The sequence below is a fragment of the Acinetobacter sp. F-1 genome, from assembly GCF_022869025.1.
Lineage (GTDB): Bacteria > Pseudomonadota > Gammaproteobacteria > Pseudomonadales > Moraxellaceae > Acinetobacter > Acinetobacter pseudolwoffii.
Window position 1 is genome coordinate 311,314 of the sequence record NZ_JAJKFX010000002.1, and the last position, 19,267, is coordinate 330,580.

Annotated in this window: 19 protein-coding genes; 4 read left to right on the forward strand and 15 right to left on the reverse strand. The window is 43.4% G+C overall.

All coding sequences use genetic code 11. The annotated features are described in order from the left end of the window. Positions 1–35: 35 nt before the first annotated feature. Positions 36–521, reverse strand: coding sequence for a hypothetical protein (locus LOZ91_RS03435; RefSeq protein ID WP_074383421.1), 486 nt, complete (start codon positions 519–521; stop codon positions 36–38). A gap of 371 nt (positions 522–892) precedes the next feature. Here LOZ91_RS03435 and LOZ91_RS03440 point away from each other — a divergent pair, with 371 nt between their 5' ends. Further along, entirely contained in the window at positions 893–1,360 is a 468-nt protein-coding gene (locus LOZ91_RS03440) for a GNAT family N-acetyltransferase (RefSeq protein WP_005097793.1), read from the forward strand. On the opposite strand, the gene LOZ91_RS03445 is transcribed toward LOZ91_RS03440, so the two are convergent. The 5 genes from LOZ91_RS03445 to LOZ91_RS03465 all read right to left on the reverse strand — a co-directional run bounded on the left by LOZ91_RS03445 (position 1,357) and on the right by LOZ91_RS03465 (position 6,160). Further along, positions 1,357–3,177, reverse strand: a complete 1,821-nt coding sequence (locus LOZ91_RS03445; protein ID WP_244782654.1) for a diguanylate cyclase — start codon at positions 3,175–3,177, stop codon at positions 1,357–1,359. The two genes, LOZ91_RS03440 and LOZ91_RS03445, sit on opposite strands and share 4 nt — an antisense overlap. Positions 3,178–3,388: 211 nt before the next feature. Then, on the reverse strand, positions 3,389–3,727 hold the full coding sequence (locus LOZ91_RS03450) for an FKBP-type peptidyl-prolyl cis-trans isomerase (protein ID WP_005097798.1): 339 nt from the start codon (positions 3,725–3,727) through the stop codon (positions 3,389–3,391). Positions 3,728–3,811: 84 nt separating this feature from the next. Continuing rightward, on the reverse strand, positions 3,812–4,435 hold the full coding sequence (locus tag LOZ91_RS03455) for an MgtC/SapB family protein (RefSeq protein WP_005097799.1): 624 nt from the start codon (positions 4,433–4,435) through the stop codon (positions 3,812–3,814). Positions 4,436–4,520: 85 nt separating this feature from the next. Beyond that, entirely contained in the window at positions 4,521–5,051 is a 531-nt protein-coding gene (locus LOZ91_RS03460) for a YaeQ family protein (RefSeq protein WP_005097801.1), read from the reverse strand. Between the two features lie 101 nt (positions 5,052–5,152). Continuing rightward, on the reverse strand, positions 5,153–6,160 hold the full coding sequence (locus tag LOZ91_RS03465) for a GTP-binding protein (protein WP_244782655.1): 1,008 nt from the start codon (positions 6,158–6,160) through the stop codon (positions 5,153–5,155). Between the two features lie 389 nt (positions 6,161–6,549). Between LOZ91_RS03465 and LOZ91_RS03470 the strand changes: the two genes are divergently transcribed. Both LOZ91_RS03470 and LOZ91_RS03475 read left to right on the forward strand, forming a co-directional pair. Beyond that, positions 6,550–6,780, forward strand: coding sequence for a hypothetical protein (locus LOZ91_RS03470; protein ID WP_005097806.1), 231 nt, complete (start codon positions 6,550–6,552; stop codon positions 6,778–6,780). A 348-nt stretch (positions 6,781–7,128) separates the two neighbouring features. Then, positions 7,129–8,733, forward strand: coding sequence for a bifunctional 3-(3-hydroxy-phenyl)propionate/3-hydroxycinnamic acid hydroxylase (locus LOZ91_RS03475; protein ID WP_179999873.1), 1,605 nt, complete (start codon positions 7,129–7,131; stop codon positions 8,731–8,733). Positions 8,734–8,815: 82 nt separating this feature from the next. On the opposite strand, the gene LOZ91_RS03480 is transcribed toward LOZ91_RS03475, so the two are convergent. The 7 genes from LOZ91_RS03480 to LOZ91_RS03510 form a co-directional block, all read right to left on the reverse strand. Further along, positions 8,816–9,430, reverse strand: coding sequence for a glutathione S-transferase family protein (locus LOZ91_RS03480; protein WP_244782673.1), 615 nt, complete (start codon positions 9,428–9,430; stop codon positions 8,816–8,818). Between the two features lie 133 nt (positions 9,431–9,563). Next, a complete protein-coding gene (locus tag LOZ91_RS03485) occupies positions 9,564–10,457 on the reverse strand; it encodes a LysR substrate-binding domain-containing protein (protein ID WP_244782656.1) in 894 nt (297 codons plus the stop codon). A 1-nt stretch (position 10,458) separates the two neighbouring features. Then, the gene (locus LOZ91_RS03490; RefSeq protein WP_074383427.1) at positions 10,459–11,658 is read right to left on the reverse strand and encodes an MFS transporter; all 1,200 of its coding nucleotides are present in this window, start codon (positions 11,656–11,658) and stop codon (positions 10,459–10,461) included. 31 nt (positions 11,659–11,689) lie between these two features. Next, positions 11,690–12,253: a TetR/AcrR family transcriptional regulator gene (locus tag LOZ91_RS03495; RefSeq protein ID WP_005169748.1), complete on the reverse strand. Its 564-nt coding sequence runs from the start codon at positions 12,251–12,253 to the stop codon at positions 11,690–11,692. Positions 12,254–12,749: 496 nt separating this feature from the next. Continuing rightward, positions 12,750–13,271, reverse strand: a complete 522-nt coding sequence (locus tag LOZ91_RS03500) for an acyl-CoA thioesterase (protein ID WP_004280680.1) — start codon at positions 13,269–13,271, stop codon at positions 12,750–12,752. 289 nt (positions 13,272–13,560) lie between these two features. Continuing rightward, on the reverse strand, positions 13,561–13,737 hold the full coding sequence (locus tag LOZ91_RS03505; protein WP_167381266.1) for a hypothetical protein: 177 nt from the start codon (positions 13,735–13,737) through the stop codon (positions 13,561–13,563). Between the two features lie 345 nt (positions 13,738–14,082). Beyond that, positions 14,083–15,087, reverse strand: coding sequence for a patatin-like phospholipase family protein (locus LOZ91_RS03510; RefSeq protein ID WP_005169741.1), 1,005 nt, complete (start codon positions 15,085–15,087; stop codon positions 14,083–14,085). 123 nt (positions 15,088–15,210) lie between these two features. On the opposite strand from LOZ91_RS03510, the gene chrA reads away from it, so the two are divergent. Further along, positions 15,211–16,419, forward strand: coding sequence for a chromate efflux transporter (gene chrA / locus LOZ91_RS03515; protein WP_180185794.1), 1,209 nt, complete (start codon positions 15,211–15,213; stop codon positions 16,417–16,419). A 54-nt stretch (positions 16,420–16,473) separates the two neighbouring features. Here the strand turns inward: chrA and LOZ91_RS03520 are convergent, their stop codons facing one another. Both LOZ91_RS03520 and gltS read right to left on the reverse strand, forming a co-directional pair. Continuing rightward, entirely contained in the window at positions 16,474–17,949 is a 1,476-nt protein-coding gene (locus tag LOZ91_RS03520) for an alanine/glycine:cation symporter family protein (protein WP_244782657.1), read from the reverse strand. Positions 17,950–17,994: 45 nt separating this feature from the next. Continuing rightward, positions 17,995–19,233 carry a sodium/glutamate symporter gene (gltS, locus tag LOZ91_RS03525; RefSeq protein WP_100355594.1) on the reverse strand — a complete coding sequence of 413 codons (1,239 nt, stop codon included), beginning with the start codon at positions 19,231–19,233 and terminating at the stop codon, positions 17,995–17,997. Positions 19,234–19,267 lie beyond the last annotated feature (34 nt).

The window sequence follows — 19,267 nt, forward strand, 5'->3', positions numbered from 1 at the left end:
TCCTGCAAAACTTACAAGCTTCCTGAGCAGAGAGATCAAGCACAATCTGACCGTAAAAGATCGGTACGAATTTCCTGACGATGCTCTTGGCCAAAACGGTCGACATGCGTATAAAACACGCCATAGCGGCCGACATAATATTCCAGTGACTGATGGTAAAAATTCCAGAAAATCGACCACTCCCCTAAATCCATCTGACGAATTTGTGTACTGCTTTGCATGGGCATTTTTTGCAAGATTTCCTGCTGTAACTGCTCTGCCTGTGCCCTGTCCTGAATAGCTACATGACGCTGAAAAAACAGCTGAGCAACATCATCAAACAGTTCCAGTTCATAAGCATCAACCAGATGCACCTGTTCCTCATGCGTAGTCATGACATGTTCTGAAATACTGGCAATTTGTTCAGGTTTTTCTGCACGCTGCGCAGAGAGATAAGACTGGGTTTTATAAATTTTCCGCCCCACGATCCAGGCGGCATTGAACAGCAAAAAAATACACAGCAAGAGCAACAATTTAAACATAGTAGATCATCTCGTGTGGCTGATTTTATTTTTATTACCGAGCACTTCATATTCATTTGAATAATGGCCTAACACCTAGCATACGTCTATTTTTTAGACAGTGCAAACTCCTGCACTATTTCGATGATGGCATCCTTGACTCGATTTTATGGGGATTTAAAGTAAGCACGGCGATTCTAGCAAAGCTTGCTGTAAATTTGAGCACCCGCTCCTGAGAAGCGTTGATTTTAGAAAATCAGATAAACAAAACCGACAGATCAGCAACATAAGTTATCTTCACCTACTGGTTTTTAAGAAAATCCTCTCAAAAAACTACAAGATTGTTATTTTGTTTCAACCTGCATTTCTCTTCCAATGAAGCCTTCCTGTAAATGTTCGAGAAAATGAATAACATGGTGATTCGTGAAGGGAAGATTCAGGATATACCTCAAATTATTCAGGTGATTCATGACAGTATTCAATCTTGTGTTTTAGATCATCAACGTGAGGACAGTCGCATCCAAAGCTGGCTGGAAAAATTTGATCACGCCAGCCTGATTGTCGATATGCTTTATAACGATTGTTGGGTTTGCCTTGTGCACGACAAAGTAGTCGGGTTTTTATTGGTCAGTGATACTGGAGAAATCCGGATGCATTATGTCGCCCCACATTGCCAGAGGCTTGGATTTGGCACCAAATTATTTAATCAAATGCATGCAGCATTAGTAGAGAAAAAAATCTATCAGATTGCAGTCAAGTCGACTCAAACAGCCCTCAGCTATTATCAGCGATGTGGATTTGATTCCAGCCCTGCACATTCACAAGATGATGGATCATATCTGTATAAATACGTTTTTTAATCCGCGCCCTGCTCAAAGTTTAATTGATCACGCCCGGTGTGTTTGGCCAGATACAGCTGCACATCTGCAGCTTTCATCAAGGCATGAATATCGGCATATTGATGTTGTGGGCTTATCCAAGCCGCGCCCACACTGACCGTGATCCAGGCTTTGCCATCCGGCCGGTTTAGATGTTCAAATTGTTGTTCCCGAACCTGCTGAATGACACGTTCCAGATATTGCAGGGCAACCGGAATCGGTATATCACCAAGCAGAATGGCAAATTCCTCCCCGCCATAACGCGCCAGATAACCCGATTGAGGCAAGCTGGCCTGAATCACCTTAACCAGGTTTTGTAGAATCTCATCACCCTTTAAATGGCCATAATGATCATTATAATTTTTAAAATAATCAACATCCAGCATGGCAAAAAGCAGTGTGGCATGTGAATGTTGCTGGCTTTGCAAAAACTTCTGCTGGATTTCACTATTTAAAGCACGCCGGTTAAAAGCACCGGTCAGCGCATCAATCTTCATCTGATGTTCCAGTTTGGCATTTAGTTGATGCAGTTGCTGGGTACGCTCTTTGACTTTTTGATCAAGCGAACTGTTGAGCTCGATGAGGTTAAAATTTAGCTGTTCTGTCTGATAAGTTTGATGCGCATAGTGTCTAGACTGCTGAAACATAATCAACAAGGCATATAAACTGGTGGAAATGAAAGACAAATGTGTGGTTTGAATGACATTAATCAGCAAGAGATAGTCATTTAAAAATGTCAGACACAAGAAAATAATGGCAAACAGATTCAGGCGTGAATACGGTTGCTTATCACGTAGGGTCTGATAAAACCCGTACATGAAATTCCCAATAATCACCAGACCATAAATCGCACTATAGAGCGCAAGACGTTCAAATAACTCTGGGGTAGAAAATAGCGTCACACTGATATTCAAAATCAATAAGACGATCGCAATATAATAAATCAGCGGTTTTAAATAGCGCTGATTAAACAGATGCATATAACTGAGGAAAAACAATACCGCCAGAAACGTAAACAGATACTCTAAACGTGTTCCCCATAACCAGTCGATATTGGTAAATACCGAATAAGCATAGGGCGCTGAAAACATATTATGCAGGGCCAGAAAGATAATAAAACAGCCAAACACAAAAATGCTTTTGCTATTACGCTCTTTCGATCCTCGAAATATTGAAAACAGGATATTGAAAACACCCACCCCGAGTACTGCGCCACAGGTCATGGCAATACTCATCATCAACTGCTGGAATTGACGATTGACTGTACCTGCGACCCCAATCTGCATTGGGCGTTCCAGCCCTCCATGCAAATGAGTGTAATTCGAGGCCTGAATGCTTAAGGTAATGTATTCACTGTCTGCAACGAAATAGCCAATCCGGGGGGCTTTTTCAGTGATCTGCTGTTCAGGTGTTTTACTGATTTGCCCAAGCCGGACAATAAACTCGCCATTTACATAGACCCGATAAGCGCCATATTGAGCAGGAATCCGAATGGCAATCCGGCGTCCGATAAATTCTTTAGGAATTTTATAATGGCTAATAAATGTGCCATAACCAATATTTGAGTTGGTCAGTATTTTAAAGGAAGCCGGCAATTCCACTGTTTTTGATAACAGTACGGAACTTGGCTGGACAATAAACTGGCTCGGATAAAATAACCATTTCCCCTGCAAAGGGCTGCTGCTGTGTTCGCTAAAATGAACTTCAGAGATATGATCACGGAACTGCTGCTGCACCTCGGGGGATGTGGCAGCGACCTGGGCAGATACTGAAGTGCTCGTCAAGATGACCCAGCTCATGGCCCAAACCCACATTACAAAATAGACATTCCTTATCACGTTTTGCAAAGACAGTAGTTTCCTGAAAAAGAGCTTTATTCTTCTTATAATCTACTTGGAATATCAGGGAGTTCAAATATTTTTTTGTAGTTTATCGGAAGAAGCCCCCAATACTGAGACTTCTCCCGATCAGCATTCACTCATGATACTGAATGAATCTTATTTCAATGAATTAATCACGTGTTTTTACATCAAACAGTTCAATTTCAAAAATCAGGTCTGAATTGGCTGGAATCACTTTGCCCATTTTACGTTCGCCATAGGCCAAATGTGCCGGCACCAGCAGTTTACGTTTACCGCCCACTTTCATGCCCAAAATGCCCTGATCCCAACCTTTGATCACACGGCCTGTTCCGATCACGGTTTCAAAATAATTACCGCGATCAATCGATGAATCAAACTTGGTTCCATCTTCTAGCCAGCCGGTATAGTGTGTGGTAATCAGCGCGCCTTTTACCGCCTCTTTCCCTTCGCCTACTTTTAAATCAATAATTTCAAGTTCGTTAATCATACTTATTTACCTGAGATTGGCATAAATTCAAAAACCAGTATAAACCGGATTGATTGATTTTTTTAGGCTTTAGTCCTTGATGGATTAAAAGCTGAGTTCCTGAATATTCTGATCATTGAGTAAATGCAGGGTGAGTTTTTGATGGTTTTTGGCCGATCCCATCAGCACCCATCTTCCGCTAATCTGCTGCTCAACCTTGCGCTGTGAAGAATGCATGACTTTTAGCTTATATTGTTTGAAAAGCGATTCATAATGGTTGAGCTCATGTTTCTCAAAAGGACAGACAATTTCGTAATTACGTTCCTGATTCAGCGACTCGATCCCGCGCTGTACATACATCAGTAGAACCAGTACCACCATGACCATTAAAGTGGCCCAGATACTCAGGATTTCATAACCCGCACCGGCTGCCATGCCCAGTGCTGCGGTCATCCAGATGGTGGTGGCCGTGGTAATTCCTGAAATACGGTTCTCATCTTTGAGAATGACCCCTGCCCCTAAAAAGCCTAGCCCCGTCAGGACATTGGCCGCCAGCCGGTCAGGATTTTCCACGCCTATTTTCAGGGAAATGATAGTAAACAGACAGGAGCTGAGACTGACCATGATCATGGTACGCAGTCCGGCAGATTTACTGTGATATTCACGTTCTGCACCAATAATGGCCCCGATCGCGACGGCCAGCAGTAAATCATAAAGTTCATGGTACATGACACAACCCTGAGTATTTTTATTCCTCAGGTATACGCAATTTAAGCGACAGGATACAAGTCCAGACGTGCATCCTTATGCGTCCTTATTGTAACTGTTCCCACTCGACCAGCACCTGCCCCTGATCGCCAATCAGAGTCCATTCACCATCCATCACATTGAGCTGTAACTGCATGGTGCGTGCACATAATTGTGGCAATGCATCGGTGGTTGTAGTCGATAATTTCCACACCTCCACATTCTTTAACGTCTTTAATTTGCTGCTGCGCTTATACCATTCATCTACCGCAGAACCATAGGTCACCACAGCCACTTGCTTACAACGCGCACTGGCTTTTTTGACTTTATCTTCATCCGGGCTACCGACTTCAATCCATTTCACCAATTGACCAGTGAGGTCTTTTTCCCACAAGGCCGGCTCATCGGTTTCAAACAGATCCTTGGTAAATTCCAGCGTTTCATCGGCATAACGCGCATACGCCAGAATACGCACCATCAGGCGTTCAATGGTTTCTGAAGGATGCAGCGCCATCGTCAACTGATAATCTGCATAACGGTGCGTATCCATATCTGCAATATTCAAATCAACCTTATAAATCGTCGCTTTTAACGCCATAACACAATCCTCAAATTTGGCGCCTAGCATATAAGATTTAGCAGTATTTTGCTGAACAGATTTAGGTCAATAGCTCATTCAGCGCCTTAGCAACAGTACTATTATTTTTCCGGATCAATACGGCATTGCATCAACGCGCTTTCAAACTCCAGCCAATCCCGTGACTGTTGATAAATCACTTCGATCCGGTTATCAATACCTGCCTCGACCGACTGATAATTAAACTGCTCCGGATTGAAATTAAAGCTTTTCCAGCCCTGATCGGTATTAAAAATTCCTTTGATTCTGAGCCAGTCTTTTTGTTCACACAGCAAGTCGAGCAAATCATAAAAATGAAATTGCCAGCATTTTGGCAACTTCCAGCCCGCAACCTGATAGCCCTGCGCGCTTTCCACATAATGATAAGGCAGCTGCTGAATCAGCACGGGTGCCTCTGGGGAAGGATTGATCTGTTGCTGTTTTAATAAAGGCTGGAGCTGACGTACAAAACCTTGATAATCCTGTTTAATCTGCTCAATACTCAGCTGTCCCTGCTCTGTGCACAACCACTGCTGGGCATAGACTTGATATTCCGCCTGAAGCTGCGTAAGCGCAGCATGATCTTCGGCTGTCATTAAATCTGTATGTGAAATCACCACAATCTGCGCGGCCTTAAGCTGATCTGCATACAGATTTTGCTGTGACCAATCCTGATCATGCAAACGTGAACCATCAACCACAGTGACCAAAGCCTGCATGTTTAAATGACTGTGCCAATGCGGTTCCGTCAACTGTTCTAACAATTGTGCAGGATGTCCCAGCCCGGTCGGCTCGATAAACAGCCGATCCGGTTTCACTTCGGACAGTAAACGTGACAAGGCAATCTGCATCGGCAACTGACTACTACAACATAGGCAGCCACCCAGTAATTCCTTTACCGCATAGCCTGAATCTTGTGGTAATAACTGCTGGTCGACCCCGATCTGACCGAACTCATTCATCAGTACGGCCCAGATTTCCTGTTCAGGTTTCTGCTGTAATAAATGCTTAAGCAGTGTGGTTTTACCCGCCCCCAAAAATCCAGAAATGATATGGACAGGAATCGGCTGTGCTGCGGACAGAATTTTCAAAATCGGTTCTCAAGAGATTAAATAGACAAGATCATGCCCTGTATTATAGGGCACAGCATGGTTTTAGAGACATTTTCTTGCTCAATGGCGACTTGAAACCATCAGTTTATAAGTTAAGCGAATTATCCCAAATAGAGAATCCTGATGTTTATTCATATTTAAAATTCAGCTTTTTGAAACATTCATATACATTTTCATTAAATAGAACACTGCATAATTAACAGTAATTAAACAACTTTGTGCATTGTGTATATGCTGAGTTATTCACTCCGTGTCGCTTTTGTTAATTGATTTGCTCATCAAAATTTCAGTGCTTAGGATGAACTCCTGTCGAATTGATGTGATGGTCAGCTCGGCAAATTATATGACATAAATAAAGGATGCCAAAAATGAAATATGCACAAATCTTACTTGCAACAACGCTTACTGCTGCTGCAGCCACCAGCTTTGCCGCGACTGAAACAACAAATGCAAATACAAACACTGAAGAAAAAGTGATTGTCAGTACCCAGGAATTGCCTGAGTCAAATGCTCCGGTTGCTGGCGCAAATGCAGAACAACCAGCTGCATCTGAAGCTGCAGCAGAAAGCGCAACACCTGCACAACCTGCAGCACGTTAAGTGATTTAACGACGGGTTAAATGATCAAAGAAAATATCAGGGCAGTATTTCTCCAGTAGGCTTAGCCTGTACTGCCTCATATTGATCGATGCTGAATCATGCTTGCTGCGGGTTCAGCATTTTTATTGACTAGATTTAAATGCCAATCATAGTTAAAACTGATCACAGGATTGAGAATGACTATTGAATTATTTTAAATTTATCATTTAAATTCAATTATTTAAATAATAAAAATCCACTTAAGATTAATATTATTCATATAACTCAACTACTATCGCCTAACTTGTTTACAGCTCAGAACTGTCCCTTAATAGATTGAAATGCAAGTCGATTGAATGGACATTCACTATGAGCAATACCAATTACAGCACTGATGTAGCAATCCTCGGCGCTGGGCCTGTAGGCTTAACCATTGCCAACTATCTGAGCAAGCAAGGTGTGAGCGTCACGATGGTCGAGCAACTGGATAGTTTGATTGATTATCCACGTGCCATTGGGATCGATGATGAATCTTTGCGTACCATTCAATCCTTAGGTTTGGTCGATCAAGTCTTGCCCCATACCACGCCCAATCATGCTATGCGCTTTTTAACACCTAAGGGTCGCTGTTTTGCAGATATTCAACCTTTAACCCGTGAATTTGGATTTTCACGCCGTAATGCCTTTATTCAGCCACAAGTCGATCAGGTTCTGCTTCAGGGCTTAAAACAATATGAAAATACGCAGGTGCTGTTCTCACGTCAATTGACCCAGTTTAGTCAGGATGCCGAGGGTGTAACGCTTAACCTGCAAAATGAACAAGGGAATACAGAAACAGTCCGTGCCCAGTACCTGATTGCCTGTGATGGCGGTAACTCTTATGTACGCCGCAATCTGGGCATTGCTTTTGAGGGTGAAACTGCGCCGAATCAATGGATCGTGATCGATCTTGAAAATGATCCGCTTGCGACACCGCATATTTACCTGTGTTGTGATCCGGTACGTCCTTATGTATCCGCCGCATTGCCCCATGGAATTCGCCGTTTTGAATTTATGGTCATGCCGGGTGAAACTCAGGAAGAACTCAGCAAACCGGAAAATATTGCCAAATTACTGGCCAAAGTGCTTCCAAGTACCGATGGCATCGAAGTGATCCGTCAGCGTGTTTATACGCATAATGCCCGTATTGCGGACAAATTCCGGGTAGACCGCATTTTACTGGCAGGTGATGCTGCGCACATTATGCCCGTCTGGCAAGGTCAGGGTTATAACAGCGGGATGCGGGATGCCTTTAACCTGGCCTGGAAAGTCGCACTGGTGGTTCAAGGCAAAACCGGCCCCGCACTTTTAGACTCTTATCAGATTGAACGTAAAGACCATGCCAAAGCCATGATTGATCTGTCCGTGATGGCCGGTCATGTATTGGCACCACCAAAAAAGTGGCAAGGTTTTGTCCGTGACGGTATCGCCTATGCCCTGAACTATATCAAGCCGATCAAACAGTACCTGCTGGAAATGCGCTTTAAACCGATGCCGAAATATCATGATGGTGTGCTTTTGAGCACCGGCGCCAAAAATTCTCCAATTGGCAAGATGTTCATTCAGCCTCAAGTTCAGCTTGCATCAGGTGAAACAGTGTTACTGGATGAAGTGATTGGCAATGATTTTGCCATTATTGCCTGGGGTGTCGATCCAAAATGGGGCCTGAGTCCAGAGACACTGCAACAGTGGAAAACACTCGGTGTGAAATTTATTCAGGTCATTCCGGCAGTGCAGTTACAAAATACCCAGCGCCAACCGTTTGAAGATGTCATCACCATTGGTGATAGCGGCACAGAAATTCGCTCCTGGTTTGGCAATACTTCCGATTCAGTGGTGATCTTGCGTCCTGACCGTTTTGTGGCCGCACTGGCCATTCCACAATCACTGGAAAACACCAGTCAGCAACTGTTTAAAAAGCTGTACCTAAAATAATTTTAAGGTCATTTTTTACCACGCTTCGGCGTGGTTTTTTATTGTGATGAGATATCCAGATCAAGTGATACAGAACGATGAACTAAACTCGGTAGTCTTGAAACCACGGCATGTCTTTCAGGGAATCACGAGAGGCCATCTGCTGCAAATAGGGTCTGAACTCGTCAAATGGCGGTAAAATTTTCGCAGAGATCGCAAAGATCAAACAATAGGCAGCATATAAGTCTGCTGCGGAAAATTCTTCACCCAGCAAATAGGGATTGGCCTGGCTTATGCCCTGTTTCAGAAAATCAAATACTGCTGTTTCATTGCCGAAACTTAAACTTCTGCGGTTTTTTTCAATATTTTCTGGCGAAACCTGCAAATTTTTTAGATCGATATATTCGGTGAAGGGCCCATGACAGAAAAATATCCATTTTAAATATGCCCCACGCTTGGGTTCATCCAAAGCAGGTGCCAAGCCTTTATCAGAATACTTATCTGCCAGATAGATAAAAATGGCGGCCATTTCTGAAATGACAATCTCCTGATCGACCAGACAGGGAACTTTTCCTATCGGATTAATCTGTAAATATTCAGCTTGATGCATATATTCATAGGACACTTCCACCTGCTCAATCTGGTCTTCAATCTGCAATTCTTTCAATAAGGGCAACAGGGTCAGGCCCCGTGATTGCGGATTGTTATAGAGCTTCATCATATTGCTTTAACCATTTTTTATTTTTAGAGCTTCAGTATAAAACGGTTTTCTGTGTCAATTTACACAGATGTGCTACAGATCATTTCTGTCGCACAGCTTTTAAAATATAGGCAGACCAAAGATGTAAATCTTAAAAAAGATCGACACAAAACTTTTCTTTTAAGACTTTTAAAATCAGATCAATCACCACATGTTTTTGGTCTTTACGATAATTGGCATATAGCCCAATCATGGGCAAAGGTTCAAGGGTCTTTTTCACCACGATATTATCGCCGAGTAATGGAATCACATAGGCTGGTACCAGACTCCAGCCCACGCCCATTCCGACCAGATTGACATTGAGCAGGATATTGGTTGAATGCTGCACCACATTGACCTTCAATTTGGACTGTTTAAAAAAGTCTTGAATAATTCGATGCAGTTGTGGTGAAGCCTGCTCATCACTAATGACAAAATCCTGATTTTCAAAGCTCTTAATACTGACATGTGGCAGGGTCGCAACCGGAGAATCTTTCGGCACAATCAGGGTTAAAGGTTCATCAAAAATCCGGATCGAATCAAACTCGCTCGACTGTCCCGGATAGCGGGTAAAAGCAATATCGATCTGGCCTTTTCTTAAAGCACTAAACTGCTCAGCGTCGGTCAAACTATGAAATAGTGCTTTCAGTTCAGGAAAATGTGCGCGGATATTGGGCATGATATAGGGAAAGACTTTCATTTCCGCAACCGGTACAAATCCGATATTCAGCTGATCCTGATGTGCATTGGCAATCTGTCTGGCAGCGTGGATCCCACGTTCTGCATGTTCCAGACTGAGCAACGCTTCTTTTAAAAAAACCTGACCGGCTTCAGTTAGCCCGACCTTACGGTTATTTCGCTCCAGTAACTGTACGCCTACCTCACGCTCCAGATCCTTGATTTGCTGACTTAAGGAAGGCTGTACAGTATTCAATTTTTCCGCAGCCCGGGTAAAATTCAGTTCCTCGGCCACAGTGACAAAATAACGTAAATGTCTTAATTCCATTTTATGCTTCCTGATTTTCCGGTGCGTGTATTGGTCTTTTGGCCACATACTGACGATAAACCAAGATCGTCACAATGACGAGTGCAGCACTCGACACATACATCGCTTCAAAGCCCCAATAGGCAATCAATAGGCCCATCACCACGGAGCCTACCGCCAAACCCAGATCAAACAGGGTAAAGAAGGTTGAAATCGCATGTCCCATACGCTGCTTATCGACAGATTGAATTGCGAGTGTCTGCAGACATGGAAATAATGAACCATAACCGATCCCAACAAAGACCGCTGATAACCAGAGCGTCCATTGATTGGATATCAGACTCACCATGACTAGGCCAATCGCAAAGAAAATAAAGGAAGGATAAATGACAGCACTTGGCCCCTTACGATCATAGATTTTCCCGACCCACGGCCGTACCAACAGCATCGAAGCCGCAAATACAATAAAAAATACGCTGGTATAAGCCAAAAGCTGCTTGCTTTCACTAAATGCCGTGATAAAACTCATGATGCCCGAATAAGCAAATGCCGTCAGCAACGCCACACAGCTTACCGCCAGGACTTTGACTTCCAATATATCTTGTAGACTCAATTTGGTTTTTTCTGTGCCGATCTGCCTTGATTTTGGCAGTTCGGTAATTTTCAGCATCCAGCAGAAAATCAGTCCTAGAGAAATAATAATAGCCAGAATCCCAAATAAGCTTTTAAAGCTGGTGAATTGAATGACGGTCAAGGCCAGCAATGGGCCAAATACCACCCCCAGATTGGTCGACATGACAAAATAGCCCATGCCCTCGCCTTTACGCTGTTCTGGAATAAATTCATTGGCCACCGGCACCGCCACCGTGGTCAAAATGCTGAACCAAATGCCATGTAGAAATCGCACCAGCAACAGTGACCACAAGCTATCAATGAGCAAATAGCCAAAGGCAAACAGCGCAAAAATCACGCCTGCACCGCGCATCGAGATTTTCTTGCCCAGTTTTTCGATGATCATGCCGGAAAAAGGCCGAACTGCAATTGATGATGCCAGAAACAAGGTCAGTGCCAGACCCGCTTCTTTGACTGAGCCCCCCAAATCTTTCATGATGTAAATCGGCAAGATGGTCAGTAAGGCAAAATAATAAACAAACAGAAAAAAGTTATTGCATAAGCACAAGATAAATGAGCGATTCCATAAACGCTCGGGGCTGAGAGACATAAAAACCAACTTTAAGAAAAATAGACCAGGCTCAGGCTTGAATTACAACAGGATGCAGCACTAACCCAACCAGCGCCCGGATGTAATTTTCATCCGGCATACGATTGAAAAAAATAATCTGGTAATGGATCGGGCCGTACAAACTGTCCAGCATTAAATCAAAAGGATAATCCGCGCGAATCTCGCCACGCTCAATCGCTTGCTGAATCAGTTGATGAGTCTGCTGTCGACGCGGCAATAAATATTGCTGAAAGAATTCACCGGCCAGTTCACGATGATTGGCGATTACCACCAGTAAAGCCCGACCAATCGGATGGTTGAGCGCCTGAGACAACAAGCTTAGCTGTCGAATCAGATTACTTTTCAGGTCATTTGCAGGATCAGGCTCAAAGACTGAGACCGTATGCTGTTTGAAGGTATCTAGCACCAGCTCCGATTTATGCTTCCACCAGCGATAAATCGTAGATTTTCCCACCCCAGCTCGTGCTGCAACAGCCTCAATAGTCAGTTGATGATACTCTCCCTCTGCCAATGCATCGGCAACCGCTTGCAAAATACATTGCTGTCGTCGTGAGCTTTTTTCGTCATGATTCATAAAGTCTACTTATCTTCAAACACAATCGATACGATACGTATCGTTTTATATTAGAGCAAAAAACGATAAAGCTCCAGACATAAACTGAAATTAAGGCAAAAAAGACTCTCTTATAAAGTCATGCTGATCAGTTAAAGAATTTAAAAATAGACGCTTTAACTGCTTAGTCATTCATGATGGAGTCTTAAGGTTTTAAATCAAATATTTTCAATATCATTTGTTACTTTGATTTCATTCAAATGAGCAGCGGAACTTCGCAAGGAAGGCATCTTGCAGTCATATTCCTCACCGCAAAACTCGTCAGCCACCCTCGACTCGTAAATTTGTCATGGAGACCATCATTTTTTAAATCTTGCGGTGCAATACACCCCATGCCTCAAACAGTTGCGGATGACTTTTCCACCTATCACATATAATCTCAATTTAAAAAAGAAAATGCCAGTCAATTGGTTAACTGACTGGCATTAGTCTTATGAAGATGTTTTTAAATCACCGCTTAACTCTGTGCAGTCTTTTTATAAATACTGCATGAAGGATGATGATTCTCTTGCAAACGCGCGACTTTACGCTGTTCGGCTGCTTCAAAACGGCAACGTTTCCAGTCATTGTCCAGGTTCAAAGCCGGAATCTGTTTCGGTTTGCCATTTTCATCTACGGCCACCATAGTGAAATAACAGCTATTGGTATGGCGTACCGTTCTTTTTTGAATATTCTGCGCTTCTACACGAATCCCGATTTCCATCGAGGTGCGACCAACATGGTTGACACTGGCCAAGAAAGTTACCAGCTCACCCACATGAATTGGTTCCTTAAAGTTTACCTTGTCTACCGATAAGGTCACGACATAACTGCCCGAATAGCGACTCGCACATGCATACGCCACCTGATCCAGTAATTTCAGAATGGTTCCACCATGAACATTTCCTGAAAAATTTGCCATATCTGGCGTCATGAGAACTGACATCGTTAACTCTGACTGGTCATCTGACACTGCTGCAATTTGATCTAAAGGGGCCATCGTTTTCTTTGAACTCTTTGAATGACAAGGTTATCGCTTATTATTATAGCGTTTTTAACATGAATAAAATGTTCAATTCGGCAAATGAAGCATCATAATTATTGATATAGAAACTGCACTCATACAGAAAAAAATATATTTAACAAATCTCAAGGCTCAGCAATAAGCTAAGTTCCAAACAAATAAACACTTATTGATCTAAAGCGTCTGCTTACCCAGCTCAAGTTTTTTTCGGGCCGCTCTCATTTTGCAAAAAATAATTCAAGATGCTGGATAAATCATTACTGATTTAGCGCATGAGTGGTCTTAACATTTCCTGGGCGACATTTTCATAGCTGAGAATTTGCTGACCATCCAGTGTGGTAGTGACCGTGAAAGAACCATCCGGATGTGCAGCTGTCACTGTAAAAATATAGTGTTCAAATTGTGCCAACTTGACCTGATGTCCAATTTTAATCTGATTCATTGTCGTTACATCTATTCATTAATCTTTCAAAGCACATTCTGTCATGAACAATATTTAAATATTTGATCAACTTAAGTATAGGAATAATAATATTAAAATTTCGACTTAGAAAAGCAACACTTATTCCCAAAAAAATATAATTTATAATTCAACAACTTATAGTCAAAATAAAGTTTATCTCTCCTGAAAATTCTGGCCAATTCATATGCAGAAACAATGATTTAATCTTTTATAACGATCAGCCAGTGTTAAGATCAGAATCTGGAAAGCATAGGGATGCAATAGCTTTGCCTACCTGGTTCGATCTCATAAAAAATGAACAAAAAAATTTAACCGCAATATGCTTTAGGGCTGCTGCTGTTCCTGAGCCACAAAGAGCGGAATATGATGGCCGCGAGCATAATTATATTTTTGATAAGCGAGAGAAATATCCATCAGTTTTAACTGTGCAGCATCAATGCCGGCCTGCATGGTTAATTCTCTGCCACGTACATCAAAGATATGTCCTTTTTCCCGTAAATCGGGCTGGATCACCACATCGGCATGCTTTAATTCTTCTTGTGCCAAGTGTTGCTGCATAATATTAATATTCTGGTTAAACAGTCCCCAGACATTACTGGTTTCCGTATGAATGGGCTGTGCCAAAATATCGACCGCAATCACAATATCTGCTCCCAGCTCACGTGCCACATTCACCGGTACCGGACTGACCAGTCCGCCATCGACATATTCTTTTTCTTCAATTATTGTTGGAATAAACATACTCGGAATCGACACTGAAGCACGTACTGCCTGTCCAGTATTGCCATAATTAAAAACGACTTTCTTGCCTTCTTTTAGTGCTGTGGCCACCACAAACATCGGGATTTTCATGGCTTCTAGTGGAGTTTGATCGACTTGTAAATTGACATAGTCTTCTACTTTTTTGCCATCAAAAAAACCTTTTCGATCCAGTTTGATATCGCGTACATCGGTTGCTCGCATGCTCAAGGCAATATTGCGCAGCTCAATCGCCGGTTTACCACTGGCATAAATAGATCCGACGATGCTGCCCGCACTGGTTCCAACAATAAAATCCGGACGGATACCGGCCTGTTCCAGTACTTCGAGCGCACCGATATGTGCATAGCCACGCGCACCACCACTGCCTAAAACGAGAGCAATGACCGGACGCTGTTCAGTTTGCTTGATCTTTTCAAAATCAATTTGATTCGGACGTGCCTGAGCTTCTCCACGTTGCGCAGCAGGTTGTAGATGATTGGTAGCTGACTGGACTGTCATCGGTGTGGTTTGACAACCACTCAGGCCGAATGCACCCAGTGCCACAATACTCAACACATATTTCTGCATGTAGAGAATGTCCTCATTAACTTAAAGCAGCATAGTGTATAAACACCTGCTTAAATAATCTGTAGAATTTCGTAAAATTGTCATACAGTTCGGGTAGTTTGTCTTCATTTTCCCCTTCATGCTATGTCAGTCATTTCACTGTACCGGATTTTTCTGATTTTCCTGCAACTGGGCTGTATTTCATTTGGCGGGCCAGCCGCACATCTGGTATTTTTTCACCGCAAATTTGTGATGCAACTACAATGGCTCAATGATACCCAATACAGTCAACTGGTGGCTTTGGCGCAGCTTTTACCGGGTCCGAGCAGTAGTCAGGTAGGTTTGTCTATCGGATATCTGCAACGTGGTTATCTAGGTGCATTGATGGCATGGCTGGGATTCACCCTGCCCTCGATCATACTCATGACTGGTGTCGCGCTACTGGGTCAACACTATGTTCATATTCTAAACTCAAATAGCTTTCATACCATTCAGCTCATTGTATTTTCTGTTATTGCCTGGGCATTCTGGCAGATGCTGCAAGGCTGCTGTAAAACGGCCTGGCAATATGCAGTCCTGCTGCTGTCTGTCATATTATTGACGGTAATTTCGGTGAGTTATAACCAGATTCTCGTCATCATCCTCGGCGCAATTTGTGGAATGTTGATGGGATATTCTTCCAGATTAAATCCGAACAAGCCCAAAGACAGTGACAGTACTGAAATCAGCTCGCCTTATCTGCAATCTGCTGCTGCACCCTACTGGCTGCTGGCATTTATCTTGCCATTTTTGCTGCTGCCCCTAGCGGATAAACTATCGAATGGGTCGGGCCTACAATTCCTGAGTGATTTTTATCAGACCGGTTCGCTGGTTTTTGGTGGTGGTCATGTGATTTTGCCCTTACTCCATCAGGATTTTGTCGCGACTGGCATAGTGAATGCGCAATCTTTTGATCTTGGCTATGCATTTGCCCAGCTCATGCCCGGGCCACTATTCAGTTTTGCTAGTTATATTGGCGCTGTGCTGCCGTGGACGCCCTATCTCTGGCTGAATGTACTTTTAGCGACCTGTGCAATCTTTTTACCCTCATTTTTTCTGATCTTTGCCACCTTGCCCTACTGGTCATGGCTGCTGCAGCAACGGCTGATTCATCAGGCCGTGATGGGAATTAATGCAGCGGTAGTGGGTTTGTTACTGGCTTTGCTCCTGAATCTGTCACAACGTTATTTTAACAGTATCTCCGACCTGCTGTTCGTTGTGGTAATGATTGCTTTACTCCGTTCAAAATTACCAGTCTGGTGCAGCCTGATTCTGGGTTTTATCCTTTATCAAAGTTATTTGAATTTCTTTTAAAATACTCCAGCCATAAAAAAGCCCTGAACGATCAGGGCTTTTTGCTTTGCAGGGTTACCAGATATCAGATTTGACCTTGTCTTTAAACTTAGGATGATTATCCAGTTTAAACTCAGGTTCTTTCACGCCACGCTTCAACTGACCGGTATAGTCTTTGAGTAGCATGAGCAAGAATGGCATCAGCAACAGAATCGCAATCAAGTTAATACTTGCCATGATGCCCATAAACAGGTCTGCCATATTCCAGATCAATGGCACACTGGCGACAGAACCGAAATAGACCATGATCAACACAAAAATCCGGAAGATCAGCATGACCCGGCGATTGTTATTAATGAACTGAACATTTCCTTCGGCATAGGCATAGTTACCAATAATCGAAGAATAGGCAAATAGGAACAGGATCAAGGCCAAGAAATCATCACCCCAGGCACCAATCTGGCTTTCCAGCGCCATCTGAGTCAGGGTCACGCCTTCAAAACCGGCATTTTCATACAGGCCCGAGACCAGAATAATAATCGCAGTACATGAACACACCACAAAGGTATCTACAAATACTCCGAGCATTTGTACCAGACCCTGATTGACCGGATGCTTCACATCAGAGGCTGCGGCAGCGTTCGGTGCTGAACCCATCCCGGCTTCGTTAGAGAACAGACCGCGTTTGATCCCCATCATCATGGCCATAGAGATCATGGCACCAAAGAAACCACCCGCGGCAGCTTCAAACTCAAAGGCTTTACTGAAAATCAGCTGAAAAATGGAGGGCAAGACATCGTAGTTGATCACGGCAATATACAAGGCCACCGCCAGATACAGTAGCGCCATAAAGGGCACTACCTTTTCTGCCACTTTGGCGATACGTTTAATACCGCCAAAAATGATTGTAGCTGTAATAAATACTAAGACTAGCCCAATCCAGGAAACTTCAAAATCCAATCCGCCTAAAGGCAAAATGATATTGGCCTGATCCCAGCCCCATGCGTGTGATGTTGCACCGGTAATGGCATTGGCCTGAACCGCATTAAACACAAAACCATAGGTCGTGATCAATGCAATTGCAAAGACAATCCCGAGCCATTTCTGTTTTAGCCCCTGAGTAATGTAATACGCGGGGCCACCACGGAATTGCTGGTTTTTATGATCGCGCACCTTAAACAATTGCGCCAATGAGGATTCCACCAAAGCAGAGCTCATACCTAGAAATGCAGTAACCCACATCCAGAACACCGCGCCCGGCCCGCCAATCGCAATGGCAATTGCCACACCCGCGACATTGCCCACCCCGACCCGGCTTGCAAGACCAGTGACAAAGGCCTGAAACGGGGTAATCCCGTGTGTATCCTGAACCTTGCCACGGCTATTTTTCATGACTTTCATGCTGTGCCAGAACAAACGAATTTGTACTGCACCGGTCATGATCGTATAGAAAATACCGACTGCGACCAGAAACACCACTAGAAAGTCCCATAAAGGGCCATTCAGGGCATTAATCCAGCCGAGTAAGGTTTCATTTAACTGATCATTCATGTCACATCCTTATGAGCCTATGACTCATCGTATCAGGCATAAAAATTATGCAAAAAACTTCAAAATCATCTGAATAACAGTAGCATTGATTAAGTCAACGAAGAACGCCCCACATAATGGAACGATCAGGAAGGCCTTATGCGACGCACCATACATATTGGTAATCGCCTGCATATTGGCAACCGCTGTTGGAGTTGCACCCATACCGAAACCACAATGACCTGCTGCAAGTACCGCAGCATCATAGTTCTTGCCCATCAGGCGGAAAGTTACAAAACCGGCATACAAAGCCATGGTGATGGTCTGTGCACCCAGAATTACCATCAGTGGTCCTGCAAGGTCAGCCAATTGCCATAATTTCAATGATAACAATGCCATCGCCAAGTACAGCGACAATGAAGCATTACCGAACACATCAATCGCACGATCGAAAATCTGAACTTTGAAAATACCTTCCAGTACATTACGCAGGATGACACCACCCGCCAATGCCCACACGAATGTTGGCAGTTCAAATGCAGTACCTTTACTGAAACCCGTCATAAACTCTGCAAAAGCCAAACAGCCTGCAAATAGACCCAAAGTCGTGATTGCATTATCTGCGGTAATTAAACGCACCTGATGCGGATATTCAAATGGAATATATTCGGTCGAGTTGATATCCATTGGCGTGCTATCACGCTTTTCGATTTGTTGATCCGTACGTGCAATTGCGAGATTATGACGGTTAATCAGCAATTTTGCTAAAGGACCACCAATAATCCCACCGATAATCAGACCAAAAGTAGCACTGGCCATCCCCAGTGCAAGCGCCCCCTGAATGCCATGTTCAACCTCAAAAATCTCGCCCCATGCACCTGCAGTACCATGACCACCGGTTAAGGTAATTGAACCTGCAATCAGGCCAATCAATGGGTCAATACCGAGCAAGGTGGCCAGACTCATGCCGACTGCATTTTGCAAAATAATGAAAGCCGAAACAGCAAACAGGAAAATAACCAGACCGATCCCGCCTTCACGCAACTTGGAAAAGTTGGCACTCAGACCAATCGAAGCAAAGAAAATCAGCATAAAGCTGGTTTGTAATTCTGCACTGGTGGTGATGCTATATCCCCACAATGAATGCACCAGCAATGAGATGATCGCCGCAACCAAACCGCCCGCGACCGGCTCAGGAATATTGTAGCGCTTTAAAAAATCGATTTTATTAACCAGGAATCGGCCGAGTAACAAAACAATAACTGCGGCAATCAAGGTATAAAATGCGTTAAAAGTAAAATCCATAATTTTTTGCCCAAGATAATGTTGATTTTTTATC